This window comes from Variovorax sp. J31P179, assembly GCF_030316985.1.
In the GTDB taxonomy this organism is placed as follows: Bacteria; Pseudomonadota; Gammaproteobacteria; order Burkholderiales; family Burkholderiaceae_C; genus Variovorax; species Variovorax ginsengisoli_B.
In genome coordinates, this window is the sequence record NZ_JASZYL010000004.1 from 265,694 (window position 1) to 280,283 (window position 14,590).

Consider the following 14,590-nt stretch of genomic DNA (forward strand, 5'->3'; position numbering starts at 1 on the left):
ATGATCGAACAAAGCCTGCCGCGGCACCACCCTGTGGCGTCAAGCTTTCGCAAGGTCTCGAAGCGCAGCGTGCCAGTCGGCCCTTTCGTTGAATTTTGCACACTTGGGTCGGTCGAAGCGCGGCGCTGCCCGGCAGGCGTTTGTATACTTCAGGGCCCGCCTGCGGGCGGAATCCCGAATCGCGCCGCGCGACGCGCGCGGCGCCAATCTCCCGGCTCGGCCGCCCTGCTGCCGATCCTTCGCGGCAGCCTCCGGCCCGCCCATAACCCTTGCGATGGCGCGAAGCGCATGCCTTGCGTGTGCACGTCCGTCGTCTGCGTCTGTCCGATGCGGCCGGCGCTGCCGGATCGTCCGCGCGCCGCGCGGCTTTCGCATTTTCCTGATCTGCGTATGTTCCCGATTGAACTCAAGACCTTTGGTACTTCTCTTGCCCAGGCGCTCGACGGCATCACCCCCGCGTCGCTGGCGCTCTTTCTGAGCTGTTTCGGCCTGTTGTGGCTGTCGGCCCAGTTCGGGGCGCGGATTCTGGGCAGAAGGACGCCGGCCGGCGCGGAAGGCGGAGAGGATTTCCGGATGATCCTCGGGGCCACGCTGTCGCTGCTCGGCCTCATCATCGGCTTCACGCTGTCCATGGCCATCAGCGGGTTCAACAGCCGCCAGGGCGGCGAGGAAGCCGAGGCCGGGGCCATCCGCACCGCTTACCTGCGCGCCGACCTGCTGCCCCAGGCCGAGGGAGAACGTCTGCGCAGCACGCTGTCGGCCTACCTGGGCGAGCGCCTCCGCTTCTACGAGAGCGCCGACCCGCGCACCTACGCCGAAAGCCGCCGCGCCGCGCAGGAACTGCAGGACGATCTGTGGACGGCGACCAACGCGGCGGCCATCGCGCAGAAGAATCCGATCACGTCGCTGGTGGTCGCCGGCGTGAACGAGGTACTGAGCGCGCAGCAGAAGACATACGCCGGCTGGCGCGCCCAGATTCCGCTGGCCGCCTGGCTGCTGCTGGCCACGATCGCGGTGTTCTGCAACGCCCTCGTGGGCTACAACGCCCGTCACCTGCGGCGCAAGGCCGGGCTGTTTCTCGTGCTGCCGATGACGATCTCGCTGTCGTTCCTGGTGATCTCCGAAATCGACGTGCCCGGGCGCGGCATCATCCGCGTCAAGCCGGTCAACCTCCACTATGTGTCCGAGGTCACGTCAGGACACACTGCGCCGCCCTGTCCTGCGCCCTCGTGTGCCGCGGATGCGGCGAAAAGCGCAGGCGACTGAGCGGCGCAGCGCCGCCGTCCGCGCTGCTACCGGACCCCGGCGCCCTTCAGCAGGAATTCGGTCACCTGCTCGATCAGGTAGCGGCGGTCTTTGTCGTCGCTCTCGGCGACCTTCCTGAACAGCGCCACCTGCGTCGCGTGGTCGGCGTAGAACTGGGTCACGGCCCAGAGATGGAACAGGAACAGGATCGGGTCCACCGGGTCCATCAGGCCCTGGTCGATCCAGTTCTGGATCACGGCCGCCGCCTGGTCGGTGCGCTGCTGGCTGTGGTCCATCATCGGCCGCAGCACCGGTGCGCCGCGCATCATCTCGGCCGTGAAGATCCGCGAGCGCAGCGGATGCTCGAACGAGAACACCATCTTGCGGTGGATCAGGTCGCTGAGCACCTTGCGCGGGCCGAAGGCCTCGTCGCTGAAGCCGAAGACGCCGATCCAGTCGTCGATGATGCCCTGCAGCACCTGGCGGTACAGCGCTTCCTTGCTCTCGATGTAGTAGTGCAGCTGCGCCTTCGACAGGCCGGCCTTGTCGGCGATGGCCTGGGTCGACGCGCCGGCCAGCCCGTCGCTCGCGAACACCTCGACCGCGGCCCGGTGGATCACGGCCAGCAGCTGCGTGTACTTGCGCGCACGGCCGCGTGTGGCGGGCGCGTCGAGCGGCTCGTCCAGGGCGTCGCCGTGGGGTGCGGTGGTCATTGGGTGCGGATGGTGCCAGAGTGGCGGCGCAAACAGGTTCTCACAGGTCGACCACCAGAGCTTCGCCCTTGGCCCGCGAGCAGCACAGTGCCACCTTGTGCGCCCGCTCGCCGCGCGTGAGGCAGAAATCGCGGTGCTCCGCGCCCTCGCCTTCGCCGCCGACCACACAGGTGCCGCACAGGCCCTGCTCGCAGGACACCGGGATGTCGATGCCGACAGCGTGCAGCGCATCAACCGCGCTCTGGTCGCCGGCCACCGGCACGCGGATGCCGCGCTGGGCCAGGTGCAGCACGAAGGGCTTGCCGGTGGCGCAGGCGGCATCGGTCGGCGCCGCGAAATATTCGGTGTGGATCGCATCCTCGGGCCAGTGCGCGGCGGCGCTGCGCACCGCCTGCATGAAGCCGCCGGGGCCGCACACATAGAGCTGGGTGCCGGCCTCGCGCACTGCGAGCAGATCGCGCAGATCGATCTTCTGCGCGGCGGTGCCGGCATCGAAGTGCAGCCGCACATGGGGCGCCAGCAGCGGCTCGCGCAGCGCTTCGGCGAAGGCCAGGTGCTCGGCGCTGCGCACGAACAGGCAGAGCGTGAAGTCGGCGCCGGCGCGTGCCAGCGACTCGGCCATGGCGAGCAGCGGCGTCATCCCGATGCCGCCGGCCAGCAGCAGGTGGCGGCGCGCCTCGGCGCGGACCGGGAAGCTGTTGCGCGGCGCGCTGATCGGCAGCAGGTCACCTTCGCGGACGCGACCGTGCATCGAGGCCGAGCCGCCGCGGCCGGCGGCCTCGCGCTTGACGCCGATCAGGTAGCGCGAGGCGGCGCGGCCGTCCCCGCCGGCGTCGCAGGCCAGCGAATACTGGCGCGAGAAGCCGCCCGGCATGTGGACGTCGATGTGCGCGCCCGCCTGGTAGCCCGGCAGCGCCTGGCCGGCCGGATGCACCAGCTCGAAGGAGAGGATCTCCGGCGTCTGGCGCGCGATGCGCGCCACCCGCACGGTGAGATTGCGCTCGGTCATCGCCGGACCGTCACTTCGCGGCCGCCTTGCGGATGTCGACGCCGGCGCCCTTGTTGACGAACTGCGTGGTGTAGGCGTCGCGATAGTCGAAGTCGGTGGGCTTGTAGAGGCCGGCCGCGACCGTCTTGTCGTAGAAGTCCTTCATGCGCTCGTCGCTCATCGCGCCGATGCCCTTGGTGGTCGCATCGCCGACGTCGATGTGGGCCCGCAGGATCGGGATCGACTTCTCGATGTAGTCGTCGCTGATGTCCGGGTTGATCTTCTTGATCAGCTCGTCGGCCGCCTTGCGGTCGCCGTAGAGGTAGTTCGCGTAGCCGATGTTGGTGGCCTCGACGAAGCGGCGCACCACGTCCGGCTTGGTCTTGACCAGGTCCTGGCGCGTCTCGATGACCATGCCGTAGGTCGACCATCCGGCGTCGGCCAGCGACAGCACCACCGGCTTGAAGCCGGCCTGTTTCTCGACCGCCAGCGGCTCCGAGGTCGCGTAGGCCTGCTGCACCGCCTGCTTGTCGGCCAGGAACTGCGACAGGCTGTAGTTGTAGGGGCGCACCTGTTCGTCGCGCATGCCGTAGGCCTTCTTCATCCATTGCCAGTAGCTGATCTGGCCGTCCTTGGCGAGCAGCACGGTCTTGGCCTTGGCGAGGTCGGCGAACTTGTCGAAGCCCTGGCCCGGGTGGGCGATGATGGCCTGCGGGTCTTTCTGGAAGTAGGCCGCAACGACCACGGTCGGCACCTTCTGCTTGATGTTGTCGAAGGCCATCAGCATGTTGCCGGTCATCAGGAAGTCGATCTTGCCGGCCGGCAGCATCGGCCGGTTGTTGACCTGCGGGCCGCCCTGCTGGATGTCGACGTCGAGCCCGTACTTCTTGTAGGTGCCGTCGGCCAGCGCCTGGTAGAAGCCGCCGTGGCCGGGCTGGGCGCGCCAGTTGGTGGCGATGGTCACCTTGTCTTGCGCGATGGCCGCCAGGGCGGTGCAGGCGAGCAGGCTGGCCAGCAGGGTGCGGGCAATGAAGCGGGATTCGAGTCGCATCGTGGTTCCTTCGGTTGTGTCTCTGTGGAGGGGGTTCAGGCGTCCAGCGCCATGTCGGGGTGCCAGCCGCGCGTTTTTCCGGGGTTCATGAGGCCCATCGGGTCGCTGCGCTTCTTGAAATCGATCTGCTGCGTGTCGATGGTCTTCATGCCGCCGTCCTCGATGGTCACGACATGCGGGTTGAAGACCTGGCAGCCGCCCTGCGACTCGAGCTCGCGAATCACCTCGTACTGGTGGGCCTCGCCCTTCCAGCGCACGAGCAGGATCGAGAAGGTGCCGTACTCGCCGCCGGCGCGCGCGAACTCGTGGTGCTGCAGAACGTCGTCACCGAAGACCGCGATGTGGCGGTCGACCACCGCGGGGTCGAAGGGCTGCGCGTAGGCCACCTGCAGGTAGGTCCAGCTGCGGTCGACCTTGAGCGCCTGAAGGGTGGTGTGGTTGTAGGCGCATTCGTAGGCCGGCGGCAGGCCGGCGGCCTGCAGTTCGGCCTCGGTGCCGGCGAGCGAGACCGTGCCGCCGTGCGCCGCCACCAGTGCGCGGAAGGCCGGCATCGAGTCCGGCGCGACCATCGCGAACATCGCATGGCGATCGGCCGGGAAGTGGTCGCCGAGGTTCGCGTAGTAGGGCGAGAAGCGGGCATCGACCGCCGACAGCAGGAACAGTTCGAGCGCGGGCGTGCTCGCCGCCACGCCGAAATCGAGCACCCGCCGGTAGCTGTCGAACAGCGCGATGCAGTGCACCCACTCGACCGCCGGGCTCAGCGCCACCTCGACCTCGGTCAGGATGCCGTTGGTGCCGTAGGCGTGGTGCACCTGCTGGATTTCGTCGCCGTGCAGCTCGATCACTCGCGGCTCGCGCTCGACCGTCATGATGCGCGCCCGCAGCAGGTTGCCCGGGTCGCGCAGGATGCCGTGGCGGATCGAGCCGATGCCGCCGAAGCCGCCGGCGATGAAGCCGCCGATCGAGGCCACGTGCCAGGTCGAGGGCCACATGCGCAGCGCCTGGCCGGTCTCGGCCACCGCGAGCTCGATGTCGTGCATGCGCGCGCCGGCCTGTACCCGCACGCGGCCGTCGCCGATCTCCAGCACCCGGCTCATCGGCGTGACGTCGAGCACCAGCCCGCCTTCGAGCGGCACGCACTGGCCGTAGTTGCCGGTGCCGCCGGCGCGCACCGTGAGCGGCAGCTTCCACTTGGCGGCCACGGCGGCGGCCTGGCGGACGTCGTCCTCGGTCGAGACCTTGACCACCAGGTCGGCCACGCAGCCGGCGAGTTGCTCGGTGAGGATCGGGCTGTACCAGTAGAAGTCCTTCGACAGTTGCTTGCGCTGGTTCGGCGACTCGATCACGTTCAAGCCGTGCAGGTCGCGTTTCACAGCCTCCCAGTCGATGGCAGCCGGCCGCTCTGGTGCTTTCAGCACGGCGCTCATCTCTCCCTCCTCATCTCGCTCTCGTGCCAGTGGCCGAGCACCGCCCTCGACAGCGCGGCGAAGACGATGAAGATCACGATGCCCAGCAGGGACACCAGCAGCAGTGCCGCGAACATCATCGGGATCTCGGTGCGGAAGCTCGATTCGAGGATGCGCGAGGCCAGCCCGGTCTCGCGGCCCGCGGTGCCGGCCGTGAATTCGGCCACCACCGCACCGACCAGGCTCAGGCCGCCGGCGATCTTCAGGCCGGCCATGAAGTAGGGCAGCGCGCTCGGCGCCAGCAGGTAGCGGAAGGTCTGCCAGGGCGAGGCCTTGTAGAGCTGGAACAGGTCGCGCAGGTTGCTGTCGGCGCTCTTCAGGCCGATCACGGTGTTCGACAGGATCGGGAAGAAGGCCACGATCCAGGCGCACAGCAGCAGCGCCGCCGTGGTGCTCGACACGTAGATCAGGATCAGCGGCGCGATCGCGATGATCGGCGTCACCTGGAGGATCACGGCGATCGGGAAGAGGCCGATCTCGACCCACTTGAAGAGCGCGAAGGCGATCGCCAGCAGCACGCCGCCGACGATCGCCGCGGCCAGCGAGAGCAGCGTGAGCTTGACCGTGAACCACAGGGCGCTCGAGAGCGTGTCCCAGTTGTCGACCAGCGTCGTGAGGATCAGCGAGGGCGCCGGGATGATGTAGTGCGGCACGTTGTTGATGCGCACCAGAACCTCCCATAGCAGCAGCAGTCCGACCACCACCGCGATCGGCACCGCGGTGCGCAGCAGCGATTCGCGCCGCCGCAGCCGCTCGTCGCGGCGCTGCAGGTCGGCCGCCGAGGGCGCGTCGCCGAGCGCGGCCAGCGCCGGATTGTCAGTGATCGATGTCGACGCCATGGAGGGCTCCGTGCAGGGATTGCGACACCGCGGTGCAGTGCGCGTTGTAGCGGGTGGAGGTGCGGAAGGCTTCGCCGCGCGGGTAGGGCTCGTCGATGCGGATCTCGTCGACCACGCGGCCCGGCCGCGGCGCCATCACGACGATGCGGTTCGACAGGTAGACCGACTCGTAGACGCTGTGGGTGACGAAGATCACCGAGAAGCGGTGCTCGCGCCAGATCGCCAGCAGGTCGTTGTTGAGCTTGATGCGGGTCATCTCGTCGAGCGCGGCGAAGGGCTCGTCCATCAGCAGCAGCCGCGGCCGCGTGACCAGCGCGCGGGCGATCGACACCCGCATCTTCATGCCGCCCGAGAGCTCGCGCGGATAGACGTCGGCGAAGCGCGAGAGGCCGACCATCTCGAGCACCTGGGCGACCACCGGTGCGGCCGCATCGCGCGACATGCCGGCCAGCTTGAGCGGCAGCCAGACGTTGTCGAAGACCTTGGCCCAGGGCATCAGGGTCGGCTCCTGGAACACGAAGCCGAGCTCGCGGTCGCTGGTCGACGCGCCGCTGTTCGTGCGCGACCATGCGAGTTCGCCCGAGCTGCTGCGCGTCAGGCCGGCGATCAGCCGAAGCGCCGTGCTCTTGCCGCAGCCCGAGGGGCCGAGGAAGCTGATGAAGTCGTGCTCGCCGCAGTCGAGCGACATGCCCTGCAGCGCGAGCGTGCCGTTGGCGAAGCGCTTGCTGACCTGGCGCAGGCTGACCAGCGGCGGCGTGGAAGCTGAGGCCATGTTCAGCTCCAGGCCGGCTCGTTGGCCAGCCGCTCGATCGGGAAGCGATGCACTTCCTGCAGCAGCTGCACGAAGTTGCGCCCGACGTGGTCGAGCACGGCCTCGCCCTTGCCCGCGGTCGCCCGCGTGGCGTCGCCGGCGGCGCCGGCCGGATTGATGTCGTGCATCTGCCAGCCCAGCTTGCCGGTCGGCGTGATCGACAGGAAGCGGTTCTCCTGCGCCAGGTCCTCGGTCAGCGAGCGGAAGTTGCGGAAGTTCTCGGGCCGCACGTGGTCGGGCGTCAGGTGCAGCATCACCGAGCTCTCGAGGTCGCCGGCATGCACGCCGTGCTTGCCTTCGTGCGCCGTGAAGAGCCCTTCCGGCAGCCCCAGCGTGTACCAGTTGGCCGCCACCACCATCATGTCGTGCGACTCGCGCAGGTCCCGCGCGACGATGTCCATGATCGACATCTGGCCGCCATGGCTGTTGTAGAGCACCAGCTTGCGCACGCCCGCGCGGGCCACGCAGGCGCCGATGTCCTTCCACTGCGCGATCAAGGTCGAGGCCGACACGGTGAGCGTGCCGGGGTAGCGCGAATGCTCGTTGCTCTTGCCGTAGGCCACCGTGGGCAGGAACAGCACCGGCAGGTCGTCCGGCAGGTGCGGCAGGGTCGCGCGCACCATGCCGTCGATGGTCGCGGTGTCGGTCGACATCGGCAGGTGCGGGCCATGCTGCTCGGTGGCGCCGACCGGCAGCACCGCAACCAGGTTGGCCCGGTCCAGGCGGGAGAACTCTTCGCTGGTCAGGTCGGACCAGTAGCGGCTGCGCGGGCGGAGGGATGGCATGGGTGCTTCCTGCATCGTGGAGTAGGCTAAATTATCCATTCGGTAAAAAAAGATTGCCTATCGTTTACCCGAAAGAGGCATCGGGACATTGCAACAGGCTGCAATCCGGGGCCTGGATTCGACCGATCGGTCAAATGAAAACGCCACGCGGGCGTCGATTTAACATCGGTGCACCCCAGGAGTGCCCGTGACCCTCTCGGCTGCCTCGAACACATGCGAAGTGCTGGTGATCGGCGCCGGCCCCGCCGGCAGCGCCTGCGCCCAGGCGCTCGCGGGGGCCGGCCTCGACGTGCTGCTGGTCGACCAGCACGCCTTTCCGCGCGACAAGACTTGCGGCGACGGGCTGATACCGGATGCGCAGCGGGCACTCTCGCGGCTGGGCCTGCTCGACGCGGTGCTTGCACGCGCCCGCGTCGCGACGCATGTGGGCTGCGTCGGCCCGGGCGGCGGCCGGGTCGAACTGCCGGCGCGGCTGGCGGTGCTGCCGCGCCGCGAGCTCGACGAGCTGCTGCGGCGGGAGGCTGTCGCGCACGGCGCCCGCTGGCTCGCGCCGGCGCGCTTCGAGGCGCCGCTGTTCGATGCCGACGGCCGGGTGGCGGGCGCCGGGCTGGCCTTGCCGGACGGCAGCTCGCGGGCGCTGCGGGCCCGCTGGACAGTGCTCGCGACCGGCGCGGCCGCCGGGCCGCTGCTGGCGGCTGGCGTCTGCGAGCGCCGCCTGCCCAGCGGCATCGCTCTGCGGGGCTACGTGCGCAGCGAGGCGCTGGCCGGGCGCGTCGCCGGGCTCGAGGTGGTGTGGCACCGGGCGCTGCGGGGCGGCTACGGCTGGATCTTTCCGTGCCGCGACGGGGTCTTCAACATCGGCGTCGGACTGACGCGGGGCCGGGGCGCCGCTGCCGCGCTGCCCGAGGCCAACCTGCGCGGGCTGTTCGACGCCTTCGTGCGCCTGCATCCGACCGCGCGCGAGCTGATGGCGACCGGCCAGTCCCTGGGGCCCTTGAAGGGCGCGCCGCTGCGCTGCTCGCTCGAGGGGGCACGCTGGTCGCGGCCCGGGCTGCTGGTCGCGGGCGAGGCGGCAGGCAGCACCTACCTGCTGACCGGCGAAGGCATTGGCAAGGCGCTGGAGGCCGGCCTGCTCGCGGCGCAGGCCATCGCCGAGGGGCGCGAGGCACGGGCGCCCGATGGCGCGGTGCGCGCGCGCTACGAAGCCGGCCTGCACGCGCTGAAGCCGCGCTTCGCCGCCTACGAGCAGGCCAATCGCATCAACGAGCACCCATGGCTGGCCGATCTCGTGATCTGGCGCGCGCGCCGCAGCCGGCGCCTGGTGCGTCAGCTCGGCGAAGTGCTCGAGGAAAGCCGCAGCCCCGGCCCGCTAGTGAGCGCCGGGGGCCTGCTGCAACTGCTGCTGCCGCTCGGCGGCTCCTCTTGATTAGGGCCAGCCTTGAGCCTATAAGTCGTTCATGGTTCCTGGCTCGTCGCAAGACGAAAAGGAGGGTGCCGTGAAGAGACGCATCTACTGGCTGATGCCGGACCTGGCCAGCGCCAGGCGTGCCATGCGCGACCTGCTGCAGGCGCGTGTCGATGTCGCCCACATCCATTTCGCCGGGCCCGAAGGCATGGACATGACCGGCCTGCACGCGGCCAACGTGTGGCAGACCTCGGACGTGGTGCATGCGGCCAAGACCGGGTGGACGCTGGGCACCGCCTGCGGCATCGCCGCCGGCCTGGTGGCGGCGCTGCTGTTCCCGCTGGTCGGCGAAGAGCCCGAATGGGGCTTCGCCGCGCTGGTAGGGGTTCTGGGCGGCGTGGTCGGCGCCTGGTCGGCCAGCATGGTCGGCATCTCCATCCCGAGCCCGCGGCTGCAGCGCTTCGAGGGCGCCATCGCGCAGGGCCAGATCCTGCTGATGGTCGACCTGCCGGCGATGCGCGTGCGCGAAATCGAGGACCTGCTGCAGACCGCGCATCCCGAGGCCCGGTTCGAGGGCGAGGAAGGGCAGATCCCGGCATTCCGCTGAGGCGCGTCCGCGCGCCGCAGCGTCGATGCCGACCCCGGGGGAACGCACATGAGCATGGCCGTCGTCCTGCTGCTGATCGTGGTCGGGTCGGTGCTGTTCCACGTCTTCAATCCGTGGTGGACGACCCCGCTGGCCTCGAACTGGCAGCAGATGGACGACACGCTGACCATCACGCTGGTGATCACCGGCGCCTTCTTCGTCGCGATCAACCTGTTCGTCGTCTATGCGCTGGTGCGCTTTCATCATCGCGAGGGCCGCCGGGCGACCGAGCAGCCCGAGAGCAAGCGGCTCGAGCGCTGGCTGATCGGCGGCACGACCGTCGGCATCATGGCGCTGCTGGCACCCGGGCTGGTGGTCTATGCCAACTACGTGCGGGCGCCGCACGACGCGCTGGTGCTCGAGGTCGTGAGCCAGCAATGGCAATGGCGCTTCCGCTTCCCGGGTGCGGACGGCAAGCTGGGGGCGAGCGATGCGCGCTTCGTCGGCGCCGCCAATCCCTTCGGCCTCGACCCGGCCGACCCCGCCGGGCAGGACGACCTGCTGGTCGCGGCCGACGAGGTGCACCTGCCGCTGGGCCGGCCGGTGCTGGTCCTGATGCGCTCGCACGACGTGCTGCACGACTTCTTCGTGCCGTCGTTCCGCGCCCGCATGAACACGGTGCCGGGCCAGGTCAGCCGCTTCTGGTTCACGCCGACCGTCGCCGGGCGCTACGAAGCCCTGTGCGCCCAGCTCTGCGGCGTCGGCCATCCCAACATGCGCGGCTTCGTGGTGGTGCAGGACGTGGCGGCCTTCAATGCCTGGCAGGCCGCGCTGCCGACCTTCGCCAGCACCCAGGCCAAGGCGGCCGCCCCGGCCGGCGCGGCGGCGGGCTCCGCCGTCGAGCAGGGCCGCGCGCTGGCCGACGCGAAGGGCTGCACGGCCTGCCACACGATCGACGGCAGCCCGCGCGTGGGGCCGACCTGGAAGGGCCTGTACGGCAAGACCGAGACCATGGCGGACGGAGGCAGGGCGCTGGTCGACGAGGCCTACCTGCGCGCCTTCATCCGCGATCCGCAGGCCCGCCAGGTGAAGGGCTTCGCGCCGGTCATGCCCAAGATCGACCTGAGCGACGAGGAGCTGGCGGCGCTGGTGGCCTACATCCAGAGCCTCGGCAGTGCGCCGACGCAGGCCGCCACCGACAAGGGGGTGCAGCGATGAAGCCCGCGACCAAGAAGTTCCTGACGCACTATGTCTGGAGCCAGGACCACAAGGTGATCGCGATCCAGTACGCCTGCACCGCCATCGCGGTCGGGCTGGTGGGCGTGGTGCTGTCCAACCTGATGCGCCTGCAGCTCGGCTTTCCGGGCCAGTTCGAGTTCATCAACGCCGAGCGCTACTACCAGTTCGTGACCATGCACGGGATGATCATGGTGATCTACCTGCTGACCGCGCTGTTCCTCGGCGGCTTCGGCAACTACCTGATTCCGCTGATGGTCGGCGCCCGGGACATGGTCTTTCCCTACCTCAACATGCTGAGCTTCTGGGTCTACCTGCTGTCGGTGGTGGTGTTGATGGCGAGCTTCTTCGTCGAGGGCGGCCCCACCGGCGCGGGCTGGACGCTGTACCCGCCGCAGTCGATCCTGCCCGGCACGCCCGGCCATGCGGGCGGCATCGTGCTGATGCTGGTGTCGCTGGTCATCTTCATCGTGGCGACCACGATGGGCGGCCTCAACTACGTGACGACCGTGCTGCAGGCGCGCTGCGAAGGCATGACGCTGCTGCGCATGCCGCTGACCGTCTGGGGCATCTTCGTCGCCACCATCCTGGCGCTGCTCGGCTTCCCGGCGCTGTTCGTGAGCGGCGTCATGCTGCTGCTCGACCGCACGCTCGGCACCAGCTTCTTCATGCCGGCGCTGGTGTCGATGGGGCAGGCGAGCGGCTACAAGGGCGGCAGCCCGCTGCTGTTCCAGCACCTGTTCTGGTTCTTCGGCCACCCGGAGGTGTACATCGTGGCGCTGCCGGCCTTCGGCATCGTCTCCGACCTGATCAGCGTGCACGCCCGCAAGAGCATCTTCGGCTACCGCATGATGGTCTGGGCGATCGTGGCGATCGGCGGCCTCAGCGTGGTGGTGTGGGCGCACCACATGTTCGTGAGCGGCATGAACCCGTACTTCGGCTTCTTCTTCGCGACCACCACGCTGATCATCGCGGTGCCCACGGCCATCAAGGTCTACAACTGGGTGCTGACCCTGTGGCATGGCGACATCCACCTGTCGGTGCCGATGCTGTTCGCGCTGGCCTTCGTCTGCACCTTCGCGATCGGCGGCCTGACCGGCCTGTTCCTGGGCAACGTGAGCGTGGACATTCCGCTCTCCGGCACCTACTTCGTGGTCGCGCACTTCCACATGGTGATGGGCGTGGCGCCGCTGCTGGTGGTGTTCGGCGGCATCTACCACTGGTTCCCGAAGATCACCGGCCGCATGCTGGACGACCGGATCGGCAAGATCCACTTCTGGATCACCTTCCTCGGCACCTACGCCATCTATTTCCCGATGCACTACCTGGGCGTGCTGGGCATGCCGCGGCGCTACTACAGCTTCGAGGGCTACCAGTTCATCCCGGCGTCGGCCTTCAGCCTCAACACCTTCATCACGGTGGTCGCCCTGGTGGTCGGCGCGGCCCAGCTGCTGTTCGTCTTCAACCTCGCCTGGAGCGCCTGGCGCGGCCGGCCGGCCACGGCCAATCCCTGGCGCGCCGCCTCGCTCGAATGGCAGACCCCGACGACGCCGCCGGGCCATGGCAACTGGGGGCCGCAGCTGCCGGTGGTCTATCGCTGGGCCTACGCCTACGGCGTGCCGGGCCAAGGGGAGGACTACATCGCCCAGAGCGCGCCGCCCGAGGCCGGGGGGCTGGAGCCCGAGGCGCGCGGCCGAAGCGAGGGTGAGGCCCGGGGGGCGCCTGCATGAGCCGCCGGGCCGCTCCCAAGGCGAATACCGTAGCGCTGCTGCGCGGAGGTATGCCAATGAACGCCAGCGCTGCCTTGCGCGCCGGCGTCGCCCGCGGCGGCCGGCCGCCCGACACCCGGGCCAGCGCGGCCGGCATCGGGCTGTGGGTGTTCATGGGCGTGGCCACGGCCTTGTTCTCGCTGTTCGTCATGGCCTACGTGATGCGCATGAACGGCAGCGATGCGGTCGCCATCCCGCTGCCCTGGCAGCTCTGGCTCAGCTCGACGCTGCTGGCCATCGGCAGCGTCGCGCTGCAGCGGTCCGCCACCGCGGCGCGCGGCGCCGAACCGGCGCGGGCCCGCCGCCTGCTGTGGGCCGGCGGCCTCTGCGCGCTGGCCTTCCTGGCGGTGCAGCTCTGGGCCTGGCAGGCGCTGACGAGCACGCAGGTGACGCCGGCCGGCAATCCGGGCGCCGCGTTCTTTTACCTGCTCACCGCCATGCACGGGCTGCACGTGATGGGCGGGCTGGCCGCATGGGCCTGGACGGTGCACGCCGCCTGGCCCGACCCCGCCGCGGCCGCCTGGCGGATCGCGCTGTGCGCGCGCTACTGGCATTTCCTGCTGGCGGTGTGGGGGGTGCTGTTCGCCCTCTTGGGCTGGGTGACGCCGGAGGTGGCGCGTGCCATCTGCGGCACGCCGTGAAGAGTAGGAGGCCGCGATGAACGCCGTGTCGATCGCACCAGGGATGCCGAGTGCTGCCACGCCGGCCACCGGATGGCGCGGGCTGATCGCCGACTGGTCGTCCGACCGCCAGGCCTTCCACGTCTCGTGGGGCAAGGCGATGATGTGGATCTTCCTGTTGAGCGACACCTTCGTCTTCAGCTGCTTCCTCACCGGCTACATGACGGTGCGGGTCTCGACCACCGTGCCGTGGCCGAACCCGAGCGAGGTGTTCGCGCTGCATGTGGGCGGGGCCGACATTCCGCTGCTGCTGATCGCGATCATGACCTTCGTGCTCATCAGCAGCAGCGGCACGATGGCGATGGCGGTCAATTTCGCCTACCGCCGCGACCGCGTGAACGCCGCCACGCTGATGCTCGTGACCGCCACCTTCGGCGAGCTCTTCGTCGGCATGCAGGCCTTCGAATGGTCCAAGCTGATCCTCGAAGAGGGCGTGCGGCCCTGGGGCAACCCGATGGGGGCGGCGCAGTTCGGCTCGACCTTCTTCATGATCACGGGCTTCCACGGGCTGCATGTGTCGGCCGGTGTGGTGTTCCTGTTCATCGTCGCCTTCAAGCTGGTCCGCGGCGACTACGAGAAGACCGGCAACTACCAGATCGTCGAGATCGCCGGCCTGTACTGGCATTTCGTCGACCTGGTGTGGGTGTTCATCTTCGCGCTGTTCTATCTCTGGTGAGGTCGATCATGAATCCCGGCACCGCCCAGCAACAACATCCGATCAGCCTCTACCTCAAGATCTGGGGCCTGCTGTTCGTGCTCAGCACGCTGTCGTACCTGGTCGACTACTTCCACTTCCAGGGCTATCTGCGCTGGGGCCTGATCATCCTCTTCATGCTGCTGAAGGCGGGCCTGATCGTCTCGGTCTTCATGCACATGGCCTGGGAGCGGCTGGCGCTGGTCTATGCGATCTTGCTGCCGCCGCTGTGCCTGCTGGTGCTGGTGGGACTGATGTTCGCCGAGGCCGGCCACACCTTGCTGACGCGGCTGCTTTTCTTCCACTAGGAAGGCGCTGGCCC

15 protein-coding genes are annotated in these 14,590 nt (G+C 69.1%); 8 read left to right on the top strand and 7 right to left on the bottom strand.

Annotated features, from left to right (window positions below; genetic code table 11):
- Complete coding sequence (locus QTI17_RS12300) at positions 1 to 1,266, top strand: bestrophin-like domain (RefSeq protein WP_286533429.1); 1,266 nt, start codon at positions 1 to 3, stop codon at positions 1,264 to 1,266.
- Positions 1,267 to 1,292: 26 nt separating this feature from the next.
- Here the strand turns inward: QTI17_RS12300 and QTI17_RS12305 are convergent, their stop codons facing one another.
- The 7 genes from QTI17_RS12305 to QTI17_RS12335 are packed head-to-tail and all read right to left on the bottom strand — an operon-like array spanning position 1,293 to position 7,898.
- Positions 1,293 to 1,958: a TetR family transcriptional regulator C-terminal domain-containing protein gene (locus QTI17_RS12305; RefSeq protein WP_286533432.1), complete on the bottom strand. Its 666-nt coding sequence runs from the start codon at positions 1,956 to 1,958 to the stop codon at positions 1,293 to 1,295.
- Positions 1,959 to 1,998: 40 nt separating this feature from the next.
- Complete coding sequence (locus QTI17_RS12310; protein WP_286533434.1) at positions 1,999 to 2,967, bottom strand: PDR/VanB family oxidoreductase; 969 nt, start codon at positions 2,965 to 2,967, stop codon at positions 1,999 to 2,001.
- A 10-nt stretch (positions 2,968 to 2,977) separates the two neighbouring features.
- Complete coding sequence (locus QTI17_RS12315; protein ID WP_286533436.1) at positions 2,978 to 3,997, bottom strand: ABC transporter substrate-binding protein; 1,020 nt, start codon at positions 3,995 to 3,997, stop codon at positions 2,978 to 2,980.
- 35 nt (positions 3,998 to 4,032) lie between these two features.
- Positions 4,033 to 5,424 carry an FAD-binding oxidoreductase gene (locus QTI17_RS12320; protein ID WP_286533438.1) on the bottom strand — a complete coding sequence of 464 codons (1,392 nt, stop codon included), beginning with the start codon at positions 5,422 to 5,424 and terminating at the stop codon, positions 4,033 to 4,035.
- Complete coding sequence (locus QTI17_RS12325; RefSeq protein WP_286533440.1) at positions 5,421 to 6,302, bottom strand: ABC transporter permease; 882 nt, start codon at positions 6,300 to 6,302, stop codon at positions 5,421 to 5,423. The genes QTI17_RS12320 and QTI17_RS12325 overlap by 4 nt, the downstream gene beginning before the upstream one ends.
- Positions 6,280 to 7,074 carry an ABC transporter ATP-binding protein gene (locus QTI17_RS12330; protein ID WP_286533442.1) on the bottom strand — a complete coding sequence of 265 codons (795 nt, stop codon included), beginning with the start codon at positions 7,072 to 7,074 and terminating at the stop codon, positions 6,280 to 6,282. The genes QTI17_RS12325 and QTI17_RS12330 overlap by 23 nt, the downstream gene beginning before the upstream one ends.
- Positions 7,075 to 7,076: 2 nt before the next feature.
- Entirely contained in the window at positions 7,077 to 7,898 is an 822-nt protein-coding gene (locus QTI17_RS12335) for a creatininase family protein (RefSeq protein ID WP_286533443.1), read from the bottom strand.
- A gap of 187 nt (positions 7,899 to 8,085) precedes the next feature.
- Here QTI17_RS12335 and QTI17_RS12340 point away from each other — a divergent pair, with 187 nt between their 5' ends.
- The 7 genes from QTI17_RS12340 to QTI17_RS12370 all read left to right on the top strand — a co-directional run bounded on the left by QTI17_RS12340 (position 8,086) and on the right by QTI17_RS12370 (position 14,576).
- Positions 8,086 to 9,324 (top strand): NAD(P)/FAD-dependent oxidoreductase, encoded by a 1,239-nt coding sequence (locus tag QTI17_RS12340; RefSeq protein WP_286533444.1) that lies wholly within the window; start codon positions 8,086 to 8,088, stop codon positions 9,322 to 9,324.
- 70 nt (positions 9,325 to 9,394) lie between these two features.
- Positions 9,395 to 9,910, top strand: coding sequence for a DUF1269 domain-containing protein (locus QTI17_RS12345; RefSeq protein ID WP_286533445.1), 516 nt, complete (start codon positions 9,395 to 9,397; stop codon positions 9,908 to 9,910).
- Between the two features lie 48 nt (positions 9,911 to 9,958).
- Positions 9,959 to 11,107 carry a cytochrome c oxidase subunit II gene (locus tag QTI17_RS12350; RefSeq protein ID WP_286533446.1) on the top strand — a complete coding sequence of 383 codons (1,149 nt, stop codon included), beginning with the start codon at positions 9,959 to 9,961 and terminating at the stop codon, positions 11,105 to 11,107.
- Positions 11,104 to 12,855 (top strand): cytochrome c oxidase subunit I, encoded by a 1,752-nt coding sequence (gene ctaD, locus QTI17_RS12355; RefSeq protein WP_286533448.1) that lies wholly within the window; start codon positions 11,104 to 11,106, stop codon positions 12,853 to 12,855. Before QTI17_RS12350 ends, ctaD begins: the two co-directional genes overlap by 4 nt.
- Positions 12,856 to 12,911: 56 nt before the next feature.
- On the top strand, positions 12,912 to 13,535 hold the full coding sequence (locus tag QTI17_RS12360) for a cytochrome c oxidase subunit 3 family protein (protein ID WP_286533450.1): 624 nt from the start codon (positions 12,912 to 12,914) through the stop codon (positions 13,533 to 13,535).
- Between the two features lie 16 nt (positions 13,536 to 13,551).
- Entirely contained in the window at positions 13,552 to 14,250 is a 699-nt protein-coding gene (locus tag QTI17_RS12365) for a heme-copper oxidase subunit III family protein (RefSeq protein ID WP_286519804.1), read from the top strand.
- Between the two features lie 8 nt (positions 14,251 to 14,258).
- The gene (locus QTI17_RS12370; protein ID WP_286533452.1) at positions 14,259 to 14,576 is read left to right on the top strand and encodes a cytochrome C oxidase subunit IV family protein; all 318 of its coding nucleotides are present in this window, start codon (positions 14,259 to 14,261) and stop codon (positions 14,574 to 14,576) included.
- The last annotated feature ends 14 nt before the right edge of the window (positions 14,577 to 14,590 follow it).

What these genes read in the sequence shown, in the direction of transcription:
- QTI17_RS12330 (WP_286533442.1), bottom strand. Translation starts at nt 7,074, where the DNA reads ATGGCCTCAGCTTCCACGCCGCCGCTGGTCAGCCTGCGCCAGGTCAGC.
- QTI17_RS12335 (WP_286533443.1), bottom strand. Translation starts at nt 7,898, where the DNA reads ATGCCATCCCTCCGCCCGCGCAGCCGCTACTGGTCCGACCTGACCAGC.
- ctaD (WP_286533448.1), top strand. Translation starts at nt 11,104, where the DNA reads ATGAAGCCCGCGACCAAGAAGTTCCTGACGCACTATGTCTGGAGCCAG.
- QTI17_RS12305 (WP_286533432.1), bottom strand. Translation starts at nt 1,958, where the DNA reads ATGACCACCGCACCCCACGGCGACGCCCTGGACGAGCCGCTCGACGCG.
- QTI17_RS12350 (WP_286533446.1), top strand. Translation starts at nt 9,959, where the DNA reads ATGAGCATGGCCGTCGTCCTGCTGCTGATCGTGGTCGGGTCGGTGCTG.
- QTI17_RS12325 (WP_286533440.1), bottom strand. Translation starts at nt 6,302, where the DNA reads ATGGCGTCGACATCGATCACTGACAATCCGGCGCTGGCCGCGCTCGGC.
- QTI17_RS12365 (WP_286519804.1), top strand. Translation starts at nt 13,552, where the DNA reads ATGAACGCCGTGTCGATCGCACCAGGGATGCCGAGTGCTGCCACGCCG.
- QTI17_RS12300 (WP_286533429.1), top strand. Translation starts at nt 1, where the DNA reads ATGATCGAACAAAGCCTGCCGCGGCACCACCCTGTGGCGTCAAGCTTT.
- QTI17_RS12315 (WP_286533436.1), bottom strand. Translation starts at nt 3,997, where the DNA reads ATGCGACTCGAATCCCGCTTCATTGCCCGCACCCTGCTGGCCAGCCTG.
- QTI17_RS12310 (WP_286533434.1), bottom strand. Translation starts at nt 2,967, where the DNA reads ATGACCGAGCGCAATCTCACCGTGCGGGTGGCGCGCATCGCGCGCCAG.
- QTI17_RS12320 (WP_286533438.1), bottom strand. Translation starts at nt 5,424, where the DNA reads ATGAGCGCCGTGCTGAAAGCACCAGAGCGGCCGGCTGCCATCGACTGG.
- QTI17_RS12370 (WP_286533452.1), top strand. Translation starts at nt 14,259, where the DNA reads ATGAATCCCGGCACCGCCCAGCAACAACATCCGATCAGCCTCTACCTC.
- QTI17_RS12360 (WP_286533450.1), top strand. Translation starts at nt 12,912, where the DNA reads ATGAACGCCAGCGCTGCCTTGCGCGCCGGCGTCGCCCGCGGCGGCCGG.